Raw genomic sequence first — 16,686 nt, 5'->3', positions numbered from 1 at the left:
AAGGGGTCAAGGGCGATGTCGGCTGGCGAGACTGGCGGGGCACAGGTCAAGTCCGCGGTGCGGACGGTGGAGTTGCTCGAATACTTCGCGGGCCGCCCCGGAATGCACTCCTTGGCCGCCGTCCAGGAAGCCGTCGGGTATCCCAAGTCCAGCCTCTACATGCTCCTGCGTACGTTGGTGGAGCTGGGCTGGGTGGAGACGGACGCGACGGGCACGCGGTACGGGATCGGGGTGCGGGCCCTGCTGGTCGGCACCTCGTACATCGACGGCGACGAAGTGGTGGCGGCGGCGCGGCCGACGCTCGACCGCCTCTCGGACGACACCACGGAGACGATCCACCTGGCGCGCCTCGACGGCACGAACGTGGTCTATCTCGCCACGCGCCAGTCGCAGCACTACCTCCGCCCCTTCACCCGGGTGGGCCGCCGCCTCCCCGCGCACTCGACGTCCCTGGGCAAGGCGCTGCTCGCCACTCACACCGACGAGCAGGTCCGCAAGATGCTCCCCCAGACGCTGCCCGCGCTGACCGAGCACACGATCACCGACCGCGAGAAGCTGATCGAGGAGCTGCGCACGGTCCGCGAGCAGGGCTTCGCGGTGGACCGCGAGGAGAACACGCTGGGCCTGCGCTGCTTCGGCGTGGCGATCCCGTACCGCACGCCCGCCCGGGACGCGATCAGCTGCTCCGTGCCGGTGGCGCGGCTGACGCCGGCGCACGAGCAGATGGTGAAGGACGCGTTGTTCGACGCGCGGGACCGGCTGACACTGGCGACTCGTAGGCTCTGAGCCATGGCCACCATGGATGTCAGTCTCCGCCCCGTCCACGACAGCGATCTCCCGGTCTTCTACCGGCAGATGAACGACCCCGAGTCGAACCGCGTCGCCGCGTTCACCTCGCCGAAGACGGCGGACTGGACGCTCTTTGAAGGCCACTGGAAGGGACTTCGGGAGTCGGCCGACGTGGTCGTGCGGACGGTCCTCGCGGACGGTGACGTGGTGGGCAGCGCGGCGGTGTACGGGAAGCCGGACGAGCGCGAGGTCACGTACTGGATCGACCGCTATTACTGGGGCCGGGGGCTCGCCACGGCCGCCTTGCGGGCGCTGCTCACGGAGGTGCCGGAGCGCCCCCTCCACGCGCGGGCGGCCGCGGACAACGCGGGGTCCCTGCGGGTCCTCGAGAAGTGCGGCTTCCGGGTCACCGCCGCCGAGCGGGGCTTCGCGCATGCGCGGGGCGAGGAGATCGACGAGGCCGTGCTGGTGCTGGCGTAGGAGCCCAGCAGCCGGGTCTTGGGCGCCGTCATCACCGGCTTCGCCGGGTTCGTCCTCAAACGCCGGACGGGCTGGATTCCTCACCCCTCCCCCGCACGGCGGACCCGGATCATCGCCACGCAGGACGTGCCCCACGCCCCGCCCCGGGAGCGTAGGGACCATGAGCCAGATCCGCCGCACCCTGCGCGCCCTCGCGATCCTCTCCGCCCTCCCCTACCTCACCCTCAAGATCGCCTGGATCGCGGGCAGCCACATCGGCATCCCCGAGGACAGCAGCCTCCTCGAACACCGCACCACCATGATCTTCGCCAACGCCCTCACCGTCCTGATGGACGCCTGCGTCATCCTCCTCGCGCTGCTCCTGACCCGCCCCTGGGGCCTGCGGACCCCCGCGTGGCTGCTCGCGTTCCCCATGTGGGCCGCCACCGGGCTGCTGCTGCCGATCATGGCCGGGTTCCCGCTCCAGCTCCTGGTCAAGGCACTCGGCGGCAGCATCAACCGGCCCTCGGAGGATGGCGGGAGCGGTGCCTTTCTCGACGAGTGGGTCTTCGGCGTCGTCTACGGCGGCTTCATCCTCCAAGGCCTCGCCCTCGGCGCCCTGTTCGTCCTGTACGCACGGGACCGCTGGGGACACGTGTGGCAGGGCCGCTTCCGGGACCTGCCCCGCCCGGCCACCACCACCCGTCGCAGCCTTCAGCGCGGCACGGCCGTCGCGGCCGCCCTCCTGGCCCTCGCCCCCGCCGCCCTGCACCTTCTCTGGGCCACCGGATCCACCGTCGGCCTCAACGAGGCGCGGATCGAGGAACGTACGACCGACTTCTACGTCCTCGAAGCGCTGGACCTGGCCTATCTCGCCGCAGCCGTGGCCGGCGGGCTGCTCATCGCCTTCCGGTGGGCTCCCGCGCTGCCCGTCAAGGTGCCGCTCGCCCTCGCCTGGCTCGGCTCGGGCGCGGTCACCTGCTGGGGCGGGTGGCTGCTGTTCGCCTCGCTCGGCGGCGTCGACGACATCGCCGAGCAGCCCACGCCGCTGATGATCCTGACCTACGCTGTGCGGATGATCATCGGGACGCTCGTGGTCGCTCTCGGGGTGTGTTTCTTCAAGGAGCGGGCGCGCACGGCTGCTCGGGCCCCACGGCTCACCGCGTGAGGACGTTCGCATCGGCCCTGTTCGGGCGGCGGGCGCGGCGCCGGTGGATCCATCTGATCCTCGGCGGCGCGCTCGCCATGCCGTACGTCTTCGTGGGCTCCGTCATCGTCGGACCGCTGCTCGGCGAGGACAACGTCTTCGGCTCGTTCACCTCCCAACTCGGCGCGTTCGCCGTGGGGTTGCCGCTCGCCGCGATCACCGCGCTCTTCCCGCTCACCCGGCCCATGTCGGTGGCCGCCGTGCGCGCGCTGTGCGACGTGCCGGGCGATGCGCTCGCCGACGGGCCCGCGCGGTCACGGCAGGCGCGCGGGCGCACCGTCGCGTGGTTCACGCTGCACCTCGGGTTCGGCGGGATCATCAGCGGAATGTCGCTCGCGCTGCCGCCGTTCGCGGCGGTGCTCATCGCCCTGCCGTTCACCTCCGTGCTGCAAGGCAGCCGGATCGGGATGCCCGAGGTCTTCGGCGAGGGCTGGATGCTGGCGCTCTGCCCGGTCATCGGGCTCCTCTCCCTGGCCGCGCTCGCGGGGTGCGCCGCCGTGGCCGGGGGCCTGCTCGCGCGCTGGGCGCCCGAACTCCTCGGCCCCTCTCCCGCCGACCGGCTCGCGGCGGCCGAGCAGCGCGCCGCCGACCTCGCCGTGCGCAACCGGCTCGCGCGGGAGCTGCACGACTCGGTGGGCCATGCCCTGAGCGCCGTCACGCTCCAGGCGAGCGCCGCCCGCAGGGTCCTTGACCGCGACCCGGAGTTCGTCCGCGAGGCGCTGGCCGCCATCGAGGAGACGACCCGGCGCACGGTCGGCGAACTCGACGCCGTCCTGGGGGTGTTGAGGGAGGGCGGCGACGGACAGGCGAGCCCGACCGCGCCCGCGCCCACCCTCTGCGCCGACCTCGACGGGCTCCTCAAGCGCACGCGCGCGGGCGGCCTGCGCGTGAAGGCCACGGTCGAGCTCGGCCCCGGAGGCCCGGACGCCCTGCCCCCGATGGTCTCCCGCGAGGCCTACCGCATCGTCCAGGAGAGCCTGAGCAACGCCCTGCGGCACACGGGCCCCGACGCCCCCGTGACGCTCCGGATCGCCCTGGACGGCGCCGACCTGGAGATCCTCGCGGAGAACCCGCTGCCCCACGGCGCCCCCGCGTCCCGCCCCGGCGGCGGCCACGGCCTGCGCGGCATCACCGACCGGGCCAGGCTCCTCGGCGGCACGGTCCGGACGGGCCCCGCCGACGGGGTGTGGCGCGTGAGCGTACGACTGCCCCTGAAGGGACCCGCATGACCACCGACCCGAAGGGACCCGTACACCCATGACCGGGACAGCCGCAGCCCCCATCCGCATCGTCCTCGCCGACGACGAGCGCATGGTGCGCACCGCCCTGCGCGTGATCCTCTCCGCCGAGCCCGACCTGGAGGTCGTCGGCGAGGCGGCCAGCGGCGCCGAGGCGGTGTCCGTCGTGCGCGAGCTGCGTCCCGACGTGGTGCTCATGGACGTACGCATGCCGGAGATCGACGGCATCCGGGCCACCGAGCAGATCCTTCAGACGCAGGCGGACCCGCCGCGCATCGTGGTGGTGACGACCTTCGAGAACGACTCCTACGTGTACGAGGCGCTGCGCGCCGGGGCCTGTGGGTTCCTGCTCAAGCGGGCCGACGCGGACTCGCTCGTCCAGGCGGTGCGGCTCGTGGCGCGCAGCGACTCGCTGCTCTTCCCCGCGGCGGTGCGCGCCCTGGCGGCCGAGCACGCGCGCGCGAAGCCCGCGCCCCCGGCCTGGGTGGCCCGGCTGACGGGGCGCGAGAGCGAGGTGCTCAGGCTGATGGCGGCGGGTCTGACCAACGCGGAGATCGCGGGGCGGATGGGCGTGGGCCCTGCCACGGTGAAGACACATGTGGCCTCGGTGCTCGCCAAGACGGGCGCGCGGGACCGTACACAGGCGGTGATCGCGGCGTACGAGGCGGGCTTCATGAACACGGAGTGACCGCGCGGCCGCGGCGTCGCGCAGTATGAGGAATCTCTAAGAAACCCGGCAGAACGGAACGAATGCGTCCGCGTCGGTCGTCTTTTCACGGGATGAACAAGACGATCAGGCACGCCTCGGTCTTCACGCTGCTGCTCGTGCTCGCCCTCCTGGTGCGAGCGACGTGGGTGCAGTTCTACGACTCGAAGGCGCTCGCGGACGACAAGCAGAACCGGCGCAACGCGATCGAGCAGTACGCGAACCCGCTGGGCGACATCATCGTGGGCGGTGACGCCGTCACCGGCTCCGAGCGGACGAAGGGCGGCGACCTCAAGTACAAACGCACCTACAAGGACGGCGATCTGTACTCGGCCGTCACGGGCTACAGCTCGCAGGTGTACGGAGCGACGCAGATCGAGGGCATCTACAAGGACGTCCTCGACGGCACCGACACGCGGCTGAAGAACCCGCTGGACACGGTCACGAACAAGCGCGCCGATCCGGGTGACGTGGTCACGACGATCGACCCGGCGGTGCAGAAGGCCGCGTACAAGTCGCTCGGCGACAAGAAGGGCGCGGCGGTCGCCGTCGACCCGAAGACGGGCAGGATCCTCGGGATGGTGTCGACGCCTTCGTACGACCCCTCCGACATCAGCGGTTCCACGGAGTCCAAGGAGTGGCAGGCGCTCCTGAAGGACGAGGACAAGCCGCTGGTCAACCGCGCGCTGCGGCAGCCGCTGCCGCCGGGTTCGACGTTCAAGCTGGTCGTCGCGGCGGCGGCCCTGGAGGACGGGCTCTACGGCTCGGCGGACACCAGGACCGACAGCCCGAACCCGTACACGCTGCCCGGCACGACCACCGTCCTGAAGAACGAGAACGCGAGCGCGCCCTGCGAGGACGCCACGATCCGTACGGCGCTGCAGTACTCGTGCAACAACGTCTTCGCGAAGATCGCCGTCGACCTGGGCCAGGACAAGGTCAAGTCGATGGCCGAGAAGATGGGCTTCAACACCGACAAGCTGGACGTGCCGGTGCGCGCCTCCGAGAGCGTGTACCCCTCGGACATGGACAAGGCCCAGACGGCCCTGACCGGCATCGGCCAGTTCGACGTGACGGCGACGCCGCTCCAGATGTCGATGGTCACGGGCGCGATCGCCAACGGCGGTGAGCTGGTCTCGCCGCACATGGTGTCCCAGATCACCGACTCGAACGGCGATGTCCTCGATTCGTTCGACGACGCGGACTCCGAGCGTGTGATGAGCGAGGACACGGCGAGCCAGTTGCAGTCGGCCATGGAGACGGTCGTCGAGAAGGGTACGGGCACGAACGCGCGGATCAGCGGCGCGGACGTGGGCGGCAAGACGGGCACGGCCCAGCACGGCGAGAACAACAGCAAGACGCCGTACGCCTGGTTCACCTCGTACGCCAAGGGCAGCGACGGCAAGGAGGTCGCGGTGGCGGTCATCATCGAGTCCTCGGACGCGGCGAGGTCAGAGGTGAGCGGCAACGGCCTGGCGGCGCCGATCGCGAGGGCGATGATGTCGGCGGCACTCAAGTCGTAGCTCCGTCTCCGCCGCCCGCTGCGGGGTGCCGTTCCAAGCGAGACGGCACCCCGCGGAGGTCAACGGCGCGAACGCCACACCTGCAAGCCCCACACGGCGGCGAGCGGAACCAAGGCGCCCACAAAGAGCCCCCCGGCGAAGCCGAACCCGCTGTCGGCGTCGCCGTCATCGACGGCGACGGCAACCCCCGCCAGGACGACAGCCAACGCCGCAACCCCGGCCAGCACATAGAACCGCCGACTGAAGAAGCGCCAGCGCCCCGGCACCCCCGGCGGAGCCGAAATCTCCGCCCCCGGCCCAAGACTCGCAGCCAGCGGCCGCTTGAACCACGCGTAGACGATCCAGTTCCCGCACGCCTCCCACCCCTCGGGTGCAAGCCGCTCGTCGAGCCCCTCACGCCCCCGCGTGACCAGCTCACGCCGGTACTCCCACCGCTGAGGCCGCTCAAGATCCCGGTGGCTGACGAAGCGCCCGAGCGCGTCGACCCGCTCGACCTCCCACCCCTCGCCGCCGAAGCGGTTCAGGAGCTCTTCGTCGACGTACGTGTCGGCGGTCCACCGCCACGTCTCGACATGCGCCTCGGGGACCTCGGGCTCCTGGCCCCCCGCGGGCACCAGCTCGCGGGCGAACTCGTCGACGGGACCGAACTCGGCCTCCGGGTCCGCACCACCCGACTCCTCCAGGTGCGCCGCCAGGTCCGCGACGGTCGCCTCGACGCGGTCGGACGGCACCCCCTCCTGCCGCAGCAGCGCGGCGAGGTCTTCGAAGTAGCTCATCGCACACCCGCCTTCGCGAGGACCTCACGTACCGATCCGTCGAAGGCGAGCCACAGCCCGCCCTGCTCGCCGAGAGTGGCGCGGCCGGCATCCGTGAGGGAGTAGTAGCGCCGGCCGGGGCCCTTCTCCGTGGCCCGGAACTCGGCGGCGACCAGGCCCGCCTCCTCAAGGCGGTTCAGCACGGGATAGAGCGTGCCGCCCTTGATCTGGCCGAACCCGGCGGCGCCGAGCAGCTTGGCGATCTCGTAGCCGTAGCTCTCGCCGTCGGTGAGGCTGGCGAGCACGAGGAGATCGAGTACGCCCTTGAACCAGCTGGCCCGGCGGTCGGTCCTGGCGCCCCCTGAGGCGGGTGCGGTCATGGTCAGCTGCCCTTCGCGGCCGGTTCGTACGTGGGCACGGAACCGATCGGCTCCGGTTCGGGGAGGGTCAAGTCCCGCACGGACAGGGCGACATGGATGACGACGGGCAGCAGCAGGCTCCCGGTCGACACATAGAGCCCGGCGAGCAGCGCCCCCACGACGGCGAAGGCGATGACACCACTGCGGCCCTGGTAGAAGCCCGCGACGGCGTACACGAGCACCGAAAGGGCCGCCGCCGCATAGAGGTCGAGGCCGAGCACGCCGACGCCGAAGGCGATCAGGAGCCCGCGGTAGACGAGTTCGGCGCAGATGCCGTCGGTCACGGCGACGGCGATCGCGAGGCGGCGCTCCTGTGCCGTGCGCGGCAGCATCGCCCGGATGGAGGCGAGCCCCGGCACGTTCCTGCCGCCTTCGGCGAGGTCGTGCATCTTCCGCCCGGACACCACGGTGACGGCCACCACCGCGACGATGACGACGGCCGTGGACACCGGCGATTCGGGCGCCGCGATGCCGAGGTCGGACGCGGCCATGGCCGGCGAGAGCAGCAGCGCCAGCAGGGCGAGCGCGGCGAAGAGCCACCAGAAGACGAGCACGAAGGTGAAATAGCCGACGAGAGCGCGTGGTTCGGTGTCGCGGCGGCGGGCGAGCGAGTCATAGAGACGGCGGCCGAGCCAGGGCTCACCGAGCAGCAGATAGGCGCCGAGCGCGGCCGTGACGGCCGTGGACGCGGCCGAGAAGTCCGGCGAGACGGTCATGGCGGGATCCCCCTTCCCGAAGGGGCCGCGACGGCGTTCCGCGCGGCCCCATGAGCATGTGAGCTACCTAGACCGTAAGGCGACCTAGTCAGGAATGCAACCTATCTCGCGATGCCGACACCGGCCCTGAGACCGGCACCGGCACTCCCGCACCGGGCCTACTCCACGAAGTACGTCGGGTTCGGCAGCTTGTACGTCTTGTCCGCGTAGCCGCCCGCCAGGTCGGAGACCTGGTCGCCGAAGCTGCCGACGATGTCGTAGCCGGTCGACTCGATGTGCTTGCGGGTGCCTTCCTTGAACTGCACGGTGGTGCACTCCCACTTGGCAGGGGTGGCGCAGTCGCTCAGGTAGGCGGGCGGGTTGGTCTTGTCCTTGGTGAACACGTGCCGCCGGTCCAGCTGCGTGTCGTACCCGGCCTTGGCGAGGTTGGTGACCGCGCCCTCGCGCTGCGACTCGCTCAGGCCGGTGAGGAAGAAGACCTCGACGCCCTTGCCCTTGGCGTACTCGACGAGTTCGGGCATGCCGAAGACGGCGGGGCGCTTGGCCGCCTTCACATAGGCGTCCCAAGTGGTGTTGTTGTAGGTGTAGTTGGTGGTCTTCTCGTAGTCGAAGCTGAGCAGCGAGGTGTCGTCCACGTCGAGCACGATCGCGGGCTTCTTGCCGTGGCCGCCACCCTTGCCGCCATGACCGCCGCTCTTCGCGCCGTGCGCCGCGGCCTTCCTGATGTCCTTCTTCGCCTTCGCCTGGATGCGCGCCAGGTCCTTGGCGTACGGACTGTCGGGCGAGGAGCGCCAGACGCCGTCGGCGTCCTGGTACGCGCCGTAGTAGTCGTCGATCTCGCCGACGAGCACGCCGATGTTCTGGGGTTCGGCGGTGTGCCGCGCCGAGGCGTTGTCGGCGGTGGCGGCGCCGGTGCCGTACAGCGCGGCGCCGGCGACGGCACAGGCGGTGGCGATCCCGGCCATCCGTAGGGACTTGCGCATAGGTCGATTTCTCCGGATCAGAGTCAGATTCAGGGTGTGTACAGGGCGACAAGTTCGAGCAGGTCAACACCTGTCTACGCGCACTGTCTACGCGCATCACTCCGTACCCCGCGAGACCCTTTACCCGATCGATACTCGATCCTGGGAAAGCCTGGGCCTACGTCCCTGGCCCGCGCCCCCGGCCTACACCCCTGACCTGCGTCCCCGACCTACGCCCCGGGCGACCACCCCGGGTCCCGCCCGCTGAGACCGATCACGCGGTCGAGCAGCGGGGCTCCGTCCGGCACCGGAACCACGGGCCCGAACAGGCTGTTGCCGGACGTGTCGCCCTCCTCGGGCGTGAGCAACGCCTCGGCCACCCCGAGGCTCGCCTCGTCGGGGTCGTACGCCTGGCCCGTCGCCCGCGCCAAGTCCCAGCCGTGCACGACGAGTTCGTCCATGGCGACGGCTCCCGCGACGGCGCCCGGCAGATCGAGGCCGCCCGCCCGGGTCATGCCCTCCCACGCGGCCGGATCGCGCCACACCTCCACCAGCTCGTCGAGCAGCTTCGGCAGGTCGGTGCGCCAGCCGGGGCCGAGCTCCGGCACGGCGCTGCCCGGGTCCTGGTCGAGCCCCGGCCCCAGGTCCTTGCGCCCGGCGTCCCGGAACGCGCCCGTGAGCCCGACGAGATGGCCGAGCAGATGGCGCACCTCGTACTCAGGACAGGGCGTGGGCCCCGAGAGCTGCGATTCGGTGACGCCCTCCGCGATGCCCGCCACGAGCCGGGCCTGCGGCGCGAAGTCGATCATGTCCGTCATGGATCCTCCCGCTTCTCGGCGGCCCTGTCCCACGGACCGCTGCTGTCCTGCCCTGCTGCCCTGCTGCCCTGCCCTGTAGACCGGCCCGGAGCCCGGAACTCATCGCCGAATCCGAGGGGCACGTCTACCGCACCTGCCCTATGCCCGGCCGGGTTCCTTAGCGCCACCATCACCTGCCATGACATCCACGATCACGCGGGTCCTGCGCAACCGCGACGCGAGCCTCTGTCTGGCCGCGGTGGTGGTCTCCGGCTTCGGGAGCTCCGCGATGTGGCTGGTCTCCGGGATCTGGGTGAAGGAACTGACCGGCTCGGACGGCCTGGCCGCCCTCTGCACCTTCGCCCTCTGGGCCCCAGCTCTGATCGGCCCCCTCCTGGGCACGATCGCCGACCGCACCCGCCGCGTCCCCCTGCTCATCGGCACGAACCTGGCCCTGGGCGCTCTCCTGACGTCCCTGGTGTTCGTCGACTCCCCGGCCACCCTGTGGATCCTCTACACCGTGCTCTTCCTGTACGGGGCGTGCGGCGCCGTCACCGACGCGGCGGAGGCGGCCCTGGTGACGGCGGCCGTCGGCAAGGACCTGACGGGCGACTTCAACGGCCTGCGGATGTCCGCGAACGAGGGCATGAAGCTCATCGCTCCGCTCGCCGGAGCCGGTCTCTTCGCCGCCTTCGGAGGCGCCCGGGTGGCGCTCCTGGACGCCGCCACCTTCGTACTCGCGGCAGGGATGTTCACGCTGCTGCGGGTGCGGGAGGACGTGCCGGTGCGCGCCGCGTCGGGCTGGCGGGCGCAGACCGCGGAGGGGGCACGCCACTTGTGGAACAGCCCGCAGCTGCGCCCCCTCGTCCTCGCGGGCGGCCTGACGATGCTGACGTCGGGGATCAGCGGGGCGGCGATCTACGCGGTCGTGGAGGGACTCGGCCGCTCCCCCGCGTACACGGGCGTGCTGTACGTCGTGCAGGGCGCGGGGTCGGTGGCGGTGGGCGTCGCTTCGGGCACGCTGATGCGCCGCTTCGGAGGGCGCCGCTTCGGCGGGGCGGGCATCGCGCTCACCGCGCTCGCCGTGGTCCTGCACGCGCTGCCGTACGACGCGACGGCCCTGGCGGGCAGCCTCGCCAACGGTCTGGGGCTGCCGTGCGTGCTGATCGCGGGCATGACGGCGGTGCAGCGCGAGACACCGCAGGCCCTCATCGGACGCGTGGCGGCGACGGCGAACACGCTGATGTTCACGCCGACGGCAGTGGGCATCGCCATGGGCGCGGCCCTCGTCGAGACCGTCGACTACCGGGTCCTGCTGCCGGTCCTCGCAGGGGCACGGCTCCTGATCGCCGCGCCCCTGTTCATGTCCCGTTCGCGGCCCGCTACTTCACGTCGGCCCAGCGCTTGATGGTCGCGATGGCCTCGGCCTGTTCGGCGGCGGGCAGTTTGGCGATGGAGGCGCCGTGGTTGGAGCCGGGGACCTCGTAGCGGTAGGAGTCGCGGTGGCTCGGGGTGAACTTCTCCGCGCTCCACGGGTCGTTCTCGCCGTAGATGAACATCATCCGCTGGCCGCGGGTCTTCACCCAGCGGTCCACGTCGGCGATGGTCCTGTTGTTGTACGAGCCGCGCATCGCCTCGGGAAGCACCGAGTTGGGCTGGTAGATGTCCGGGTAGTGGCGGACGTCCTTGAGGTGCTTGAACTTCAGGTCGGCCCAGCCGAGTTGGGTGGCGGCCTGGCGGTAGTAGGGGCCGGTGCCGTTCGTGCCGAGCGTCTCGTCCTGGTAGACGCTGAAGCCGTGCCCCTTCGACCAGTCGTAGAGCTCGTCGTCGGTTGCCTTCTTGGCGTCGGGCACGGTCGGGCAGTTGTCGACGGTGCCGCTCTGCCAGAAGTTCCACACCTGGTCGAGCACGGCGAACTCGTAGGCGCGGTCGGTGGTGCCGAGCGTCTCCTCGAAGGTGTCGCCGTTGGCCTTGGCGTCCGCCTCGAACTTGGGGATCAGCGCCTCACGGCGCAGCAGCATCTCGCGCTGCACGGCGTTGAGCGCGCTCCGGCACTCGGCCGTCCCCACCGTCCTGAAGAACCGCTCGTAGCCGCTGTCGTCCTTGTTGTTCGCGTCGTTGGGCGCCACGAACGCGACGACCGCGTCCAGGTCGCCGGGGTAGAACCGCTCGTGGTACGTCACCGTCATCCCGCCCTTGCTGGCGCCCGTGCCGAGCCACTTGCCCTTCTCGATGCCGCGCAGCGCCTGGGTGAGGCGGTGCTCGTCGGCGGCCTCCTGCTGGACGGTCATCTTGGACCAGTCCGAACCGGCGGCGCCCGAGGGACGGGACTGCTCGAAGTAGCGGTGCTCGATGCTGACTTGGTTGCCGTCGATCAGCTTGGTGAGGGCGGTGGTGTTGGACGCCAGGGTGTATCCGCCGGTGTAGAGGACGGTCGGCTTGTCCGTGGCCTTGTGCCAGAGCGTGGCGCGCTGGGTGAACGTACCGGCGCGGGGGTTTCCGTGGTCGACGGGCTGGGCGTACGTGAGCGAGTAGAGGGGGTAGCCCTCCCTGTCGGCCACGGAGACGACCTTCATGCCGGGGATCTTCTCCAACTGCTCCCGGATGTCGGCCTTGGCGTCCGCCGCCGGTCTCGCGTCGCCCTGCGCGGCCGCGGGTGCTGCCCCGCCGAGCACGGCCGCGCCGGCCATGAATCCGGCACAGACCAGCGCGGATATCCCCTTGTTGCGCACCTTGTCTCCTCGTCCTCTTGTCGCCGCCCGTCCGCTCGTGGCTGGGGCGACGGTGGTGTGGTGCGCGGATGGTAACCGCTTCCACTTACGGTGCGACAGAGGCTATTTGAGGTGGGCGAGGGCCTTGGTCACCTGCGCGAGATCCGCGCCGGATGCCAGCCCCGCGTGGTAGAGCCGCAGTTCGTCCGCGCCAAGGGTGGCCGCGTGCGCGGCGTCGGCGGCCAGGGTGGCTGGGTTGCCGCCCATGCCGGAGACGACCGTGAGGTTCGCGGCGAGGGTGGTGCGGGCCGTGCGGTGTTCATTGAAGGGCGCAAGCGCCTGCGCGCCGCCCGTGCAGGGCACGACCACGCCGTCGGCCACGGAGAGGACGTGCTCCGGGTCGACTCCGGCGTTGGCGCCGCAGTGGTACGCCACCGGGTCGGCGTGCAGCAGCACCCGGAAGCCGTCCGGGGCGGCGGCACGCACGGCCGCGATCGCCGCCTCCTGGAGCGTGCGTGCGGTTTCCTCGCGCCACGCGCGCGTGGCGTTGGCCGTCTCGGCGCCGATGAGCTTCTCCACCGCCTGCCAGCCGCCGGGGGGTTCGTCGCCGCGCCACACGGGTTCCAGGGCGCGGCGGACTTCGGCCGCCAACTCGTCGGGGGCGAGTCCCTGTTGCGCGTACCCCGCACGGCAGTCCGCGCAGAAGCACAGCGACATCAGGTACTGCCCGGCCTCCCCGAGCGGCACTCCCGCGATCTTGTCGTGGGCGTGCAGATGCGCGAGGCCGTACCAGCCGAGGGACTCCAGTTCGGTGCCGCGCGCACCGGGGCGCACGGCAGCCTCCGCCGCGAGGTCGACGAGGTACGCGCGCGTGGCGGGCTGTGCGATGCAGGGCGCCCAGGGGTAGCGGTCTCCGTAGGCATTGACGACGGAGGTGCCCGGATGGTCGGCGCCCATACGGGAGTTGTGGGCGAGGACGACCCAGGTGTGCACGTCGAGCCCGGCGGCCGCCAGCGCGTCGGCGGCCTCTCCGTAGGCATCGCCCGGGGCCCAGGCCCCGGCCGCGTACGGACGCAGCTCGCGTCCCTGCCACCGGTCACCGGGCTCGTACAGGACCGCGGCGTGCTCGGCCGTGACGATGCGGTGGCGGGGGTGGCGGGGGGTCAGCGCGCGCGTGGAGTGGTAGGCGGAGGCGAGGGTGACCTGCTGGACGCCGAGGTCCGCGACGCGCGCGGGCGCCGCGGGGTCGCCGACGACGTCCCAGGGGTACAGGAAGGCGGAGGCCCTCATGCGCTCTCCTCCCGCAGCAGGGCGCGCCCGCGCTCGGTCAGTTCGGCCAGGCGCTTGATGTGTTCGTCGGCGGGTTCGTGCAGCGGCGTCCGCACGCCGCCGACGTCGAGCCCCGCCAGGCGTACGCCCGCCTTGACGAGGGAGACGGCGTACCCGCGCCCCTCGGCGCGCAGCTCCACGAAGGGCCGGTAGAAGCCGTCGATGAGGCGGTTCACGAGGGCGTCGCCCTCGGCGGTCCGGGAGTTGAAGGCACGGTGGAAGGCGAGCGCGATGTCGGGCGCGAAGCAGAAGACCGCCGACGAGTAGAGCGTCACGCCGATGCCGCGGTAGGCGAGCCCGGTCAGCTCGGCGGTGGGCAGGCCGTTGAAGTAGAGGAATTCCTCCGGGACTTCCGTGCGCACGGCGCTGACGATGCGCTGCATCAGGTCCATGTCGCCGAGGCCGTCCTTGAAGCCGATGATGCCCTCGGTGCGGGCGAGCTCGACCACGGTCTCCGGAGTGAACACGGCGTTGTCGCGCTGGTAGACGATGGTGTCGAGGGAGGTCGCCGCGGCCAGTTCGGCGTAGTGCCGCAGCAGGCCCTCCTGCCCGGCGACGACGAGGTAGGGCGGCATCGCGAGCAGCCCGTCCGCGCCCGCCTCCTCGGCGATCTTCGCGTACCGCACGGCGAGCGCGGTACCGTACCCGGCGCCCGCGACCACCGGCACCCGTCCCGCCGACTCCTCGGCGGCGGCGGTGACGCACGCCCCGAACTCCTCGGGCGTCAGGGCGTGGAACTCGCCGGTGCCGCAGCAGGCGAACACGGCGGCGGCACCCGCCTCGATCCCCGCGCGCACGTGCGCGCGGAAGACGTCGAGGTCGATGGAGCCGTCGAGGCCGTAGGCGGTGACCGGGAAGAACAGCGGCCCGCTGGGGATGTCGAGTCGAGCGGCGAGGGGTGCTGACGTCACGGGCTCTCCCTTAGCGTGCACGTTTCTGATCCACGTCCATATTTCTGAACGCACCCACGCTAAGCTGCCCTCTGAGCCCCGGTCAAGCAGCAAGGTCGGCAAGAGAACCGCGATTTCAAGAGCGGATTCCCCGCCTCCGTACGACACTTGACGCGACGAGGCGTTGATCCCTAGCGTGTCCACACATGTGAATGCTGTACGTACACGCGAATATACGTACACACGAATGTGCGCACACGCGACCGCAGCCGCTGATCCGAGGAGACCCCCTCATGCCCGCTCCCCGCACCGTCCTGCTCACCGGCGCCGCAGGCGGCCTCGGCACCCTGATGCGGGGACTGCTCCCGGCCTACGGCTACGACCTGCGGCTGCTCGACGTGCGGCCCATCGAGGGCGAGCCGGACGCGATCACGGCGGACCTCGCCGACAAGAAGGCGCTGCGGGAGGCCGTGCGGGGCGTGGACGCGGTCGTCCACCTCGCGGGGATCTCCCTGGAGGCCTCCTTCGACAAGATCCTGCGGGCGAACATCGAGGGGACGTACAACCTCTACGAGGCGGCGCGCGAGGAAGGCGTGGGCCGTGTCGTCTTCGCGTCGTCGAACCACGCGGTGGGGTTCACGCCGCGGCCCGTCGGCGACGATCCGCTGATCGCGGTGGACGCGCCGCACAGGCCCGACACCTTCTACGGCCTCTCGAAGTCCTTCGGCGAGGATCTCGCCCAGTTCTACTGGGACAAGCACGGGATCGAGACGGTCTCGGTGCGGATCGGTTCGTGCTTCCTGGAGCCGTCGAGCGTGCGGATGCTGTCGGTCTGGATGAGCCCCGGTGACGGCGCCCGCCTCTTCCACGCGGCGCTGACCGCTCCCGCGGTGGGGCACACGGTGGTGTACGGCTCGTCCGCGAACACGCGCCTGTGGTGGGACCTCTCGTCGGCGCGCGCGCTCGGCTACGAACCGCGGGACGACTCCGAGCAGTACGCGGACAAGCTCGTCGCCGAGCAGGGGGAACTGGACCCCGCGAACCCGGACCACGCGCATCTGGGGGGCCACTTCTGCACGAACCCTCCGGTGTGGCCGTACTGAGAGCTCCCCACGGCAGCACGACAGGCTGAAACCAGCCGTCCGGTGGGGTGCGCCGAGCCGCCTCAGCCCGCATACGGGCACCGAACGGGCAGACCGCACCCCCCGAACGGGCACCCCTGTCCCCCGGCACACAGGCCGTCGCCCCGCCAAGCGGGCAGAAGCGGGCATCATCGCCCCGGTTTCGAGCCTGTTCACACACCGTCCCCCGCTGTAGAACTTTCCACCAGGGCCCGAACGGGCACAGCGAGGGAAAGAGGCGGCACCCATGACCGCGGAAGAGCGCCAGCGGGAAATCGTCCGGGCAGCACGGACCTCCGGCTCCGTGGACGTCACCGCGCTCGCCACCAAACTGGGCGTCGCCAAGGAGACCGTCCGCCGTGACCTCCGCGCCCTGGAGGACCACGGCCTGGTCCGCCGCACCCACGGCGGCGCCTACCCCGTGGAGAGCGCGGGCTTCGAGACCACCCTCGCGTTCCGCACCACCATGCACGTCCCCGAAAAGCGGCGGATCGCCACCGCCGCCGCCGAACTCCTGGGCGACGCCGAAACGGTCTTCGTCGACGAGGGCTTCACCCCGCAGCTCATCGCCGAGGCGCTCCCGGAGGCCGCCAAGGGCCGCCCGCTGACCATCGTCACGGCGTCCCTGGCCACCGCGGGCGCCCTCGCCGAGGCCGACAACATGTCCGTCCTCCTGCTCGGCGGCCGCGTCCGCCCCGGCACCCTCGCGACCGTCGACCACTGGACGACGCGCATGCTGGCCGGGTTCGTGATCGACCTCGCGTACATCGGGGCGAACGGCATCTCCCGCGAGCACGGCCTGACCACGCCCGACCCCGCCGTCAGCGAGGTGAAGACGCAGGCCATCCGCGCGTCACGGCGCACGGTGTTCACGGGCGTGCACACCAAGTTCGGGGCGACCAGCTTCTGCAGGTTCGGGCACGTCGGCGAGCTCGAGGCCATCGTCACGAGCACGCAGCTGCCCGCGTCCGAGGCCCACCGCTACTCCCTCCAGGGCCCGCAGGTCATCCGCGTCTGACTCACCCCCGCTCGCCCTCCCCCGCTCAGCCCTCACCCGCCGCACG

At 71.2% G+C, this 16,686-nt stretch carries 17 protein-coding genes; 9 read left to right on the top strand and 8 right to left on the bottom strand.

The genetic code is table 11. The features are described 5' to 3' along the window. Nucleotides 1–15: 15 nt before the first annotated feature. The 6 genes from M4V62_RS32050 (at nucleotide 16) to M4V62_RS32025 (ending at nucleotide 5,922) form a co-directional block, all read left to right on the top strand. Complete coding sequence (locus M4V62_RS32050; protein ID WP_249590678.1) at nucleotides 16–786, top strand: IclR family transcriptional regulator; 771 nt, start codon at nucleotides 16–18, stop codon at nucleotides 784–786. A 12-nt stretch (nucleotides 787–798) separates the two neighbouring features. After that, entirely contained in the window at nucleotides 799–1,269 is a 471-nt protein-coding gene (locus tag M4V62_RS32045) for a GNAT family N-acetyltransferase (RefSeq protein WP_249593098.1), read from the top strand. A gap of 160 nt (nucleotides 1,270–1,429) precedes the next feature. After that, the gene (locus tag M4V62_RS32040) at nucleotides 1,430–2,416 is read left to right on the top strand and encodes a hypothetical protein (protein WP_249590677.1); all 987 of its coding nucleotides are present in this window, start codon (nucleotides 1,430–1,432) and stop codon (nucleotides 2,414–2,416) included. Next, nucleotides 2,413–3,684: a sensor histidine kinase gene (locus M4V62_RS32035; protein ID WP_249590676.1), complete on the top strand. Its 1,272-nt coding sequence runs from the start codon at nucleotides 2,413–2,415 to the stop codon at nucleotides 3,682–3,684. The genes M4V62_RS32040 and M4V62_RS32035 overlap by 4 nt, the downstream gene beginning before the upstream one ends. Before the next feature lie 28 nt (nucleotides 3,685–3,712). Further along, nucleotides 3,713–4,381 (top strand): response regulator transcription factor, encoded by a 669-nt coding sequence (locus tag M4V62_RS32030; protein WP_249590675.1) that lies wholly within the window; start codon nucleotides 3,713–3,715, stop codon nucleotides 4,379–4,381. A 92-nt stretch (nucleotides 4,382–4,473) separates the two neighbouring features. Next, complete coding sequence (locus tag M4V62_RS32025) at nucleotides 4,474–5,922, top strand: peptidoglycan D,D-transpeptidase FtsI family protein (protein ID WP_249590674.1); 1,449 nt, start codon at nucleotides 4,474–4,476, stop codon at nucleotides 5,920–5,922. A gap of 59 nt (nucleotides 5,923–5,981) precedes the next feature. Here the strand turns inward: M4V62_RS32025 and M4V62_RS32020 are convergent, their stop codons facing one another. The 5 genes from M4V62_RS32020 to M4V62_RS32000 form a co-directional block, all read right to left on the bottom strand. Further along, complete coding sequence (locus tag M4V62_RS32020) at nucleotides 5,982–6,698, bottom strand: hypothetical protein (protein WP_249590673.1); 717 nt, start codon at nucleotides 6,696–6,698, stop codon at nucleotides 5,982–5,984. Next, nucleotides 6,695–7,057: a PadR family transcriptional regulator gene (locus M4V62_RS32015; protein WP_249590672.1), complete on the bottom strand. Its 363-nt coding sequence runs from the start codon at nucleotides 7,055–7,057 to the stop codon at nucleotides 6,695–6,697. Before M4V62_RS32015 ends, M4V62_RS32020 begins: the two co-directional genes overlap by 4 nt. 2 nt (nucleotides 7,058–7,059) lie before the next feature. Further along, on the bottom strand, nucleotides 7,060–7,812 hold the full coding sequence (locus M4V62_RS32010; RefSeq protein WP_249590671.1) for a CPBP family intramembrane glutamic endopeptidase: 753 nt from the start codon (nucleotides 7,810–7,812) through the stop codon (nucleotides 7,060–7,062). A gap of 158 nt (nucleotides 7,813–7,970) precedes the next feature. Continuing rightward, nucleotides 7,971–8,795 carry an HAD family acid phosphatase gene (locus tag M4V62_RS32005; RefSeq protein ID WP_249590670.1) on the bottom strand — a complete coding sequence of 275 codons (825 nt, stop codon included), beginning with the start codon at nucleotides 8,793–8,795 and terminating at the stop codon, nucleotides 7,971–7,973. Nucleotides 8,796–9,004: 209 nt separating this feature from the next. Continuing rightward, entirely contained in the window at nucleotides 9,005–9,592 is a 588-nt protein-coding gene (locus tag M4V62_RS32000; protein ID WP_249590669.1) for a TIGR03086 family metal-binding protein, read from the bottom strand. A 178-nt stretch (nucleotides 9,593–9,770) separates the two neighbouring features. On the opposite strand from M4V62_RS32000, the gene M4V62_RS31995 reads away from it, so the two are divergent. Continuing rightward, a complete protein-coding gene (locus tag M4V62_RS31995) occupies nucleotides 9,771–10,979 on the top strand; it encodes an MFS transporter (protein ID WP_249590668.1) in 1,209 nt (402 codons plus the stop codon). On the opposite strand, the gene M4V62_RS31990 is transcribed toward M4V62_RS31995, so the two are convergent. The 3 genes from M4V62_RS31990 to M4V62_RS31980 all read right to left on the bottom strand — a co-directional run bounded on the left by M4V62_RS31990 (nucleotide 10,954) and on the right by M4V62_RS31980 (nucleotide 14,522). Further along, nucleotides 10,954–12,303 carry a S28 family serine protease gene (locus M4V62_RS31990; RefSeq protein ID WP_249590667.1) on the bottom strand — a complete coding sequence of 450 codons (1,350 nt, stop codon included), beginning with the start codon at nucleotides 12,301–12,303 and terminating at the stop codon, nucleotides 10,954–10,956. The genes M4V62_RS31995 and M4V62_RS31990 overlap by 26 nt on opposite strands. Nucleotides 12,304–12,405: 102 nt before the next feature. Then, nucleotides 12,406–13,572 carry a hypothetical protein gene (locus tag M4V62_RS31985; protein ID WP_249590666.1) on the bottom strand — a complete coding sequence of 389 codons (1,167 nt, stop codon included), beginning with the start codon at nucleotides 13,570–13,572 and terminating at the stop codon, nucleotides 12,406–12,408. Then, complete coding sequence (locus M4V62_RS31980; RefSeq protein ID WP_249590665.1) at nucleotides 13,569–14,522, bottom strand: 5-dehydro-4-deoxyglucarate dehydratase; 954 nt, start codon at nucleotides 14,520–14,522, stop codon at nucleotides 13,569–13,571. Before M4V62_RS31980 ends, M4V62_RS31985 begins: the two co-directional genes overlap by 4 nt. A 272-nt stretch (nucleotides 14,523–14,794) precedes the next feature. On the opposite strand from M4V62_RS31980, the gene M4V62_RS31975 reads away from it, so the two are divergent. Both M4V62_RS31975 and M4V62_RS31970 read left to right on the top strand, forming a co-directional pair. Further along, nucleotides 14,795–15,604, top strand: a complete 810-nt coding sequence (locus M4V62_RS31975) for an NAD-dependent epimerase/dehydratase family protein (RefSeq protein WP_249590664.1) — start codon at nucleotides 14,795–14,797, stop codon at nucleotides 15,602–15,604. A 265-nt stretch (nucleotides 15,605–15,869) separates the two neighbouring features. Next, complete coding sequence (locus tag M4V62_RS31970; RefSeq protein ID WP_249590663.1) at nucleotides 15,870–16,640, top strand: DeoR/GlpR family DNA-binding transcription regulator; 771 nt, start codon at nucleotides 15,870–15,872, stop codon at nucleotides 16,638–16,640. Nucleotides 16,641–16,686 lie beyond the last annotated feature (46 nt).

Source organism: Streptomyces durmitorensis, assembly GCF_023498005.1.
Classification (GTDB): Bacteria; Actinomycetota; Actinomycetes; order Streptomycetales; family Streptomycetaceae; genus Streptomyces; species Streptomyces durmitorensis.
The sequence above is the reverse complement of the archived record's forward strand: the minus strand, read 5'-3'. Positions and strand labels throughout refer to the sequence as shown.

What these genes read in the sequence shown, in the direction of transcription:
- M4V62_RS32015 (WP_249590672.1), bottom strand. Translation starts at nt 7,057, where the DNA reads ATGACCGCACCCGCCTCAGGGGGCGCCAGGACCGACCGCCGGGCCAGC.
- M4V62_RS31975 (WP_249590664.1), top strand. Translation starts at nt 14,795, where the DNA reads ATGCCCGCTCCCCGCACCGTCCTGCTCACCGGCGCCGCAGGCGGCCTC.
- M4V62_RS31970 (WP_249590663.1), top strand. Translation starts at nt 15,870, where the DNA reads ATGACCGCGGAAGAGCGCCAGCGGGAAATCGTCCGGGCAGCACGGACC.
- M4V62_RS32040 (WP_249590677.1), top strand. Translation starts at nt 1,430, where the DNA reads ATGAGCCAGATCCGCCGCACCCTGCGCGCCCTCGCGATCCTCTCCGCC.
- M4V62_RS32020 (WP_249590673.1), bottom strand. Translation starts at nt 6,698, where the DNA reads ATGAGCTACTTCGAAGACCTCGCCGCGCTGCTGCGGCAGGAGGGGGTG.
- M4V62_RS31995 (WP_249590668.1), top strand. Translation starts at nt 9,771, where the DNA reads ATGACATCCACGATCACGCGGGTCCTGCGCAACCGCGACGCGAGCCTC.
- M4V62_RS31985 (WP_249590666.1), bottom strand. Translation starts at nt 13,572, where the DNA reads ATGAGGGCCTCCGCCTTCCTGTACCCCTGGGACGTCGTCGGCGACCCC.
- M4V62_RS32045 (WP_249593098.1), top strand. Translation starts at nt 799, where the DNA reads ATGGATGTCAGTCTCCGCCCCGTCCACGACAGCGATCTCCCGGTCTTC.
- M4V62_RS32025 (WP_249590674.1), top strand. Translation starts at nt 4,474, where the DNA reads ATGAACAAGACGATCAGGCACGCCTCGGTCTTCACGCTGCTGCTCGTG.
- M4V62_RS32005 (WP_249590670.1), bottom strand. Translation starts at nt 8,795, where the DNA reads ATGCGCAAGTCCCTACGGATGGCCGGGATCGCCACCGCCTGTGCCGTC.
- M4V62_RS32030 (WP_249590675.1), top strand. Translation starts at nt 3,713, where the DNA reads ATGACCGGGACAGCCGCAGCCCCCATCCGCATCGTCCTCGCCGACGAC.
- M4V62_RS32010 (WP_249590671.1), bottom strand. Translation starts at nt 7,812, where the DNA reads ATGACCGTCTCGCCGGACTTCTCGGCCGCGTCCACGGCCGTCACGGCC.
- M4V62_RS32050 (WP_249590678.1), top strand. Translation starts at nt 16, where the DNA reads ATGTCGGCTGGCGAGACTGGCGGGGCACAGGTCAAGTCCGCGGTGCGG.
- M4V62_RS32000 (WP_249590669.1), bottom strand. Translation starts at nt 9,592, where the DNA reads ATGACGGACATGATCGACTTCGCGCCGCAGGCCCGGCTCGTGGCGGGC.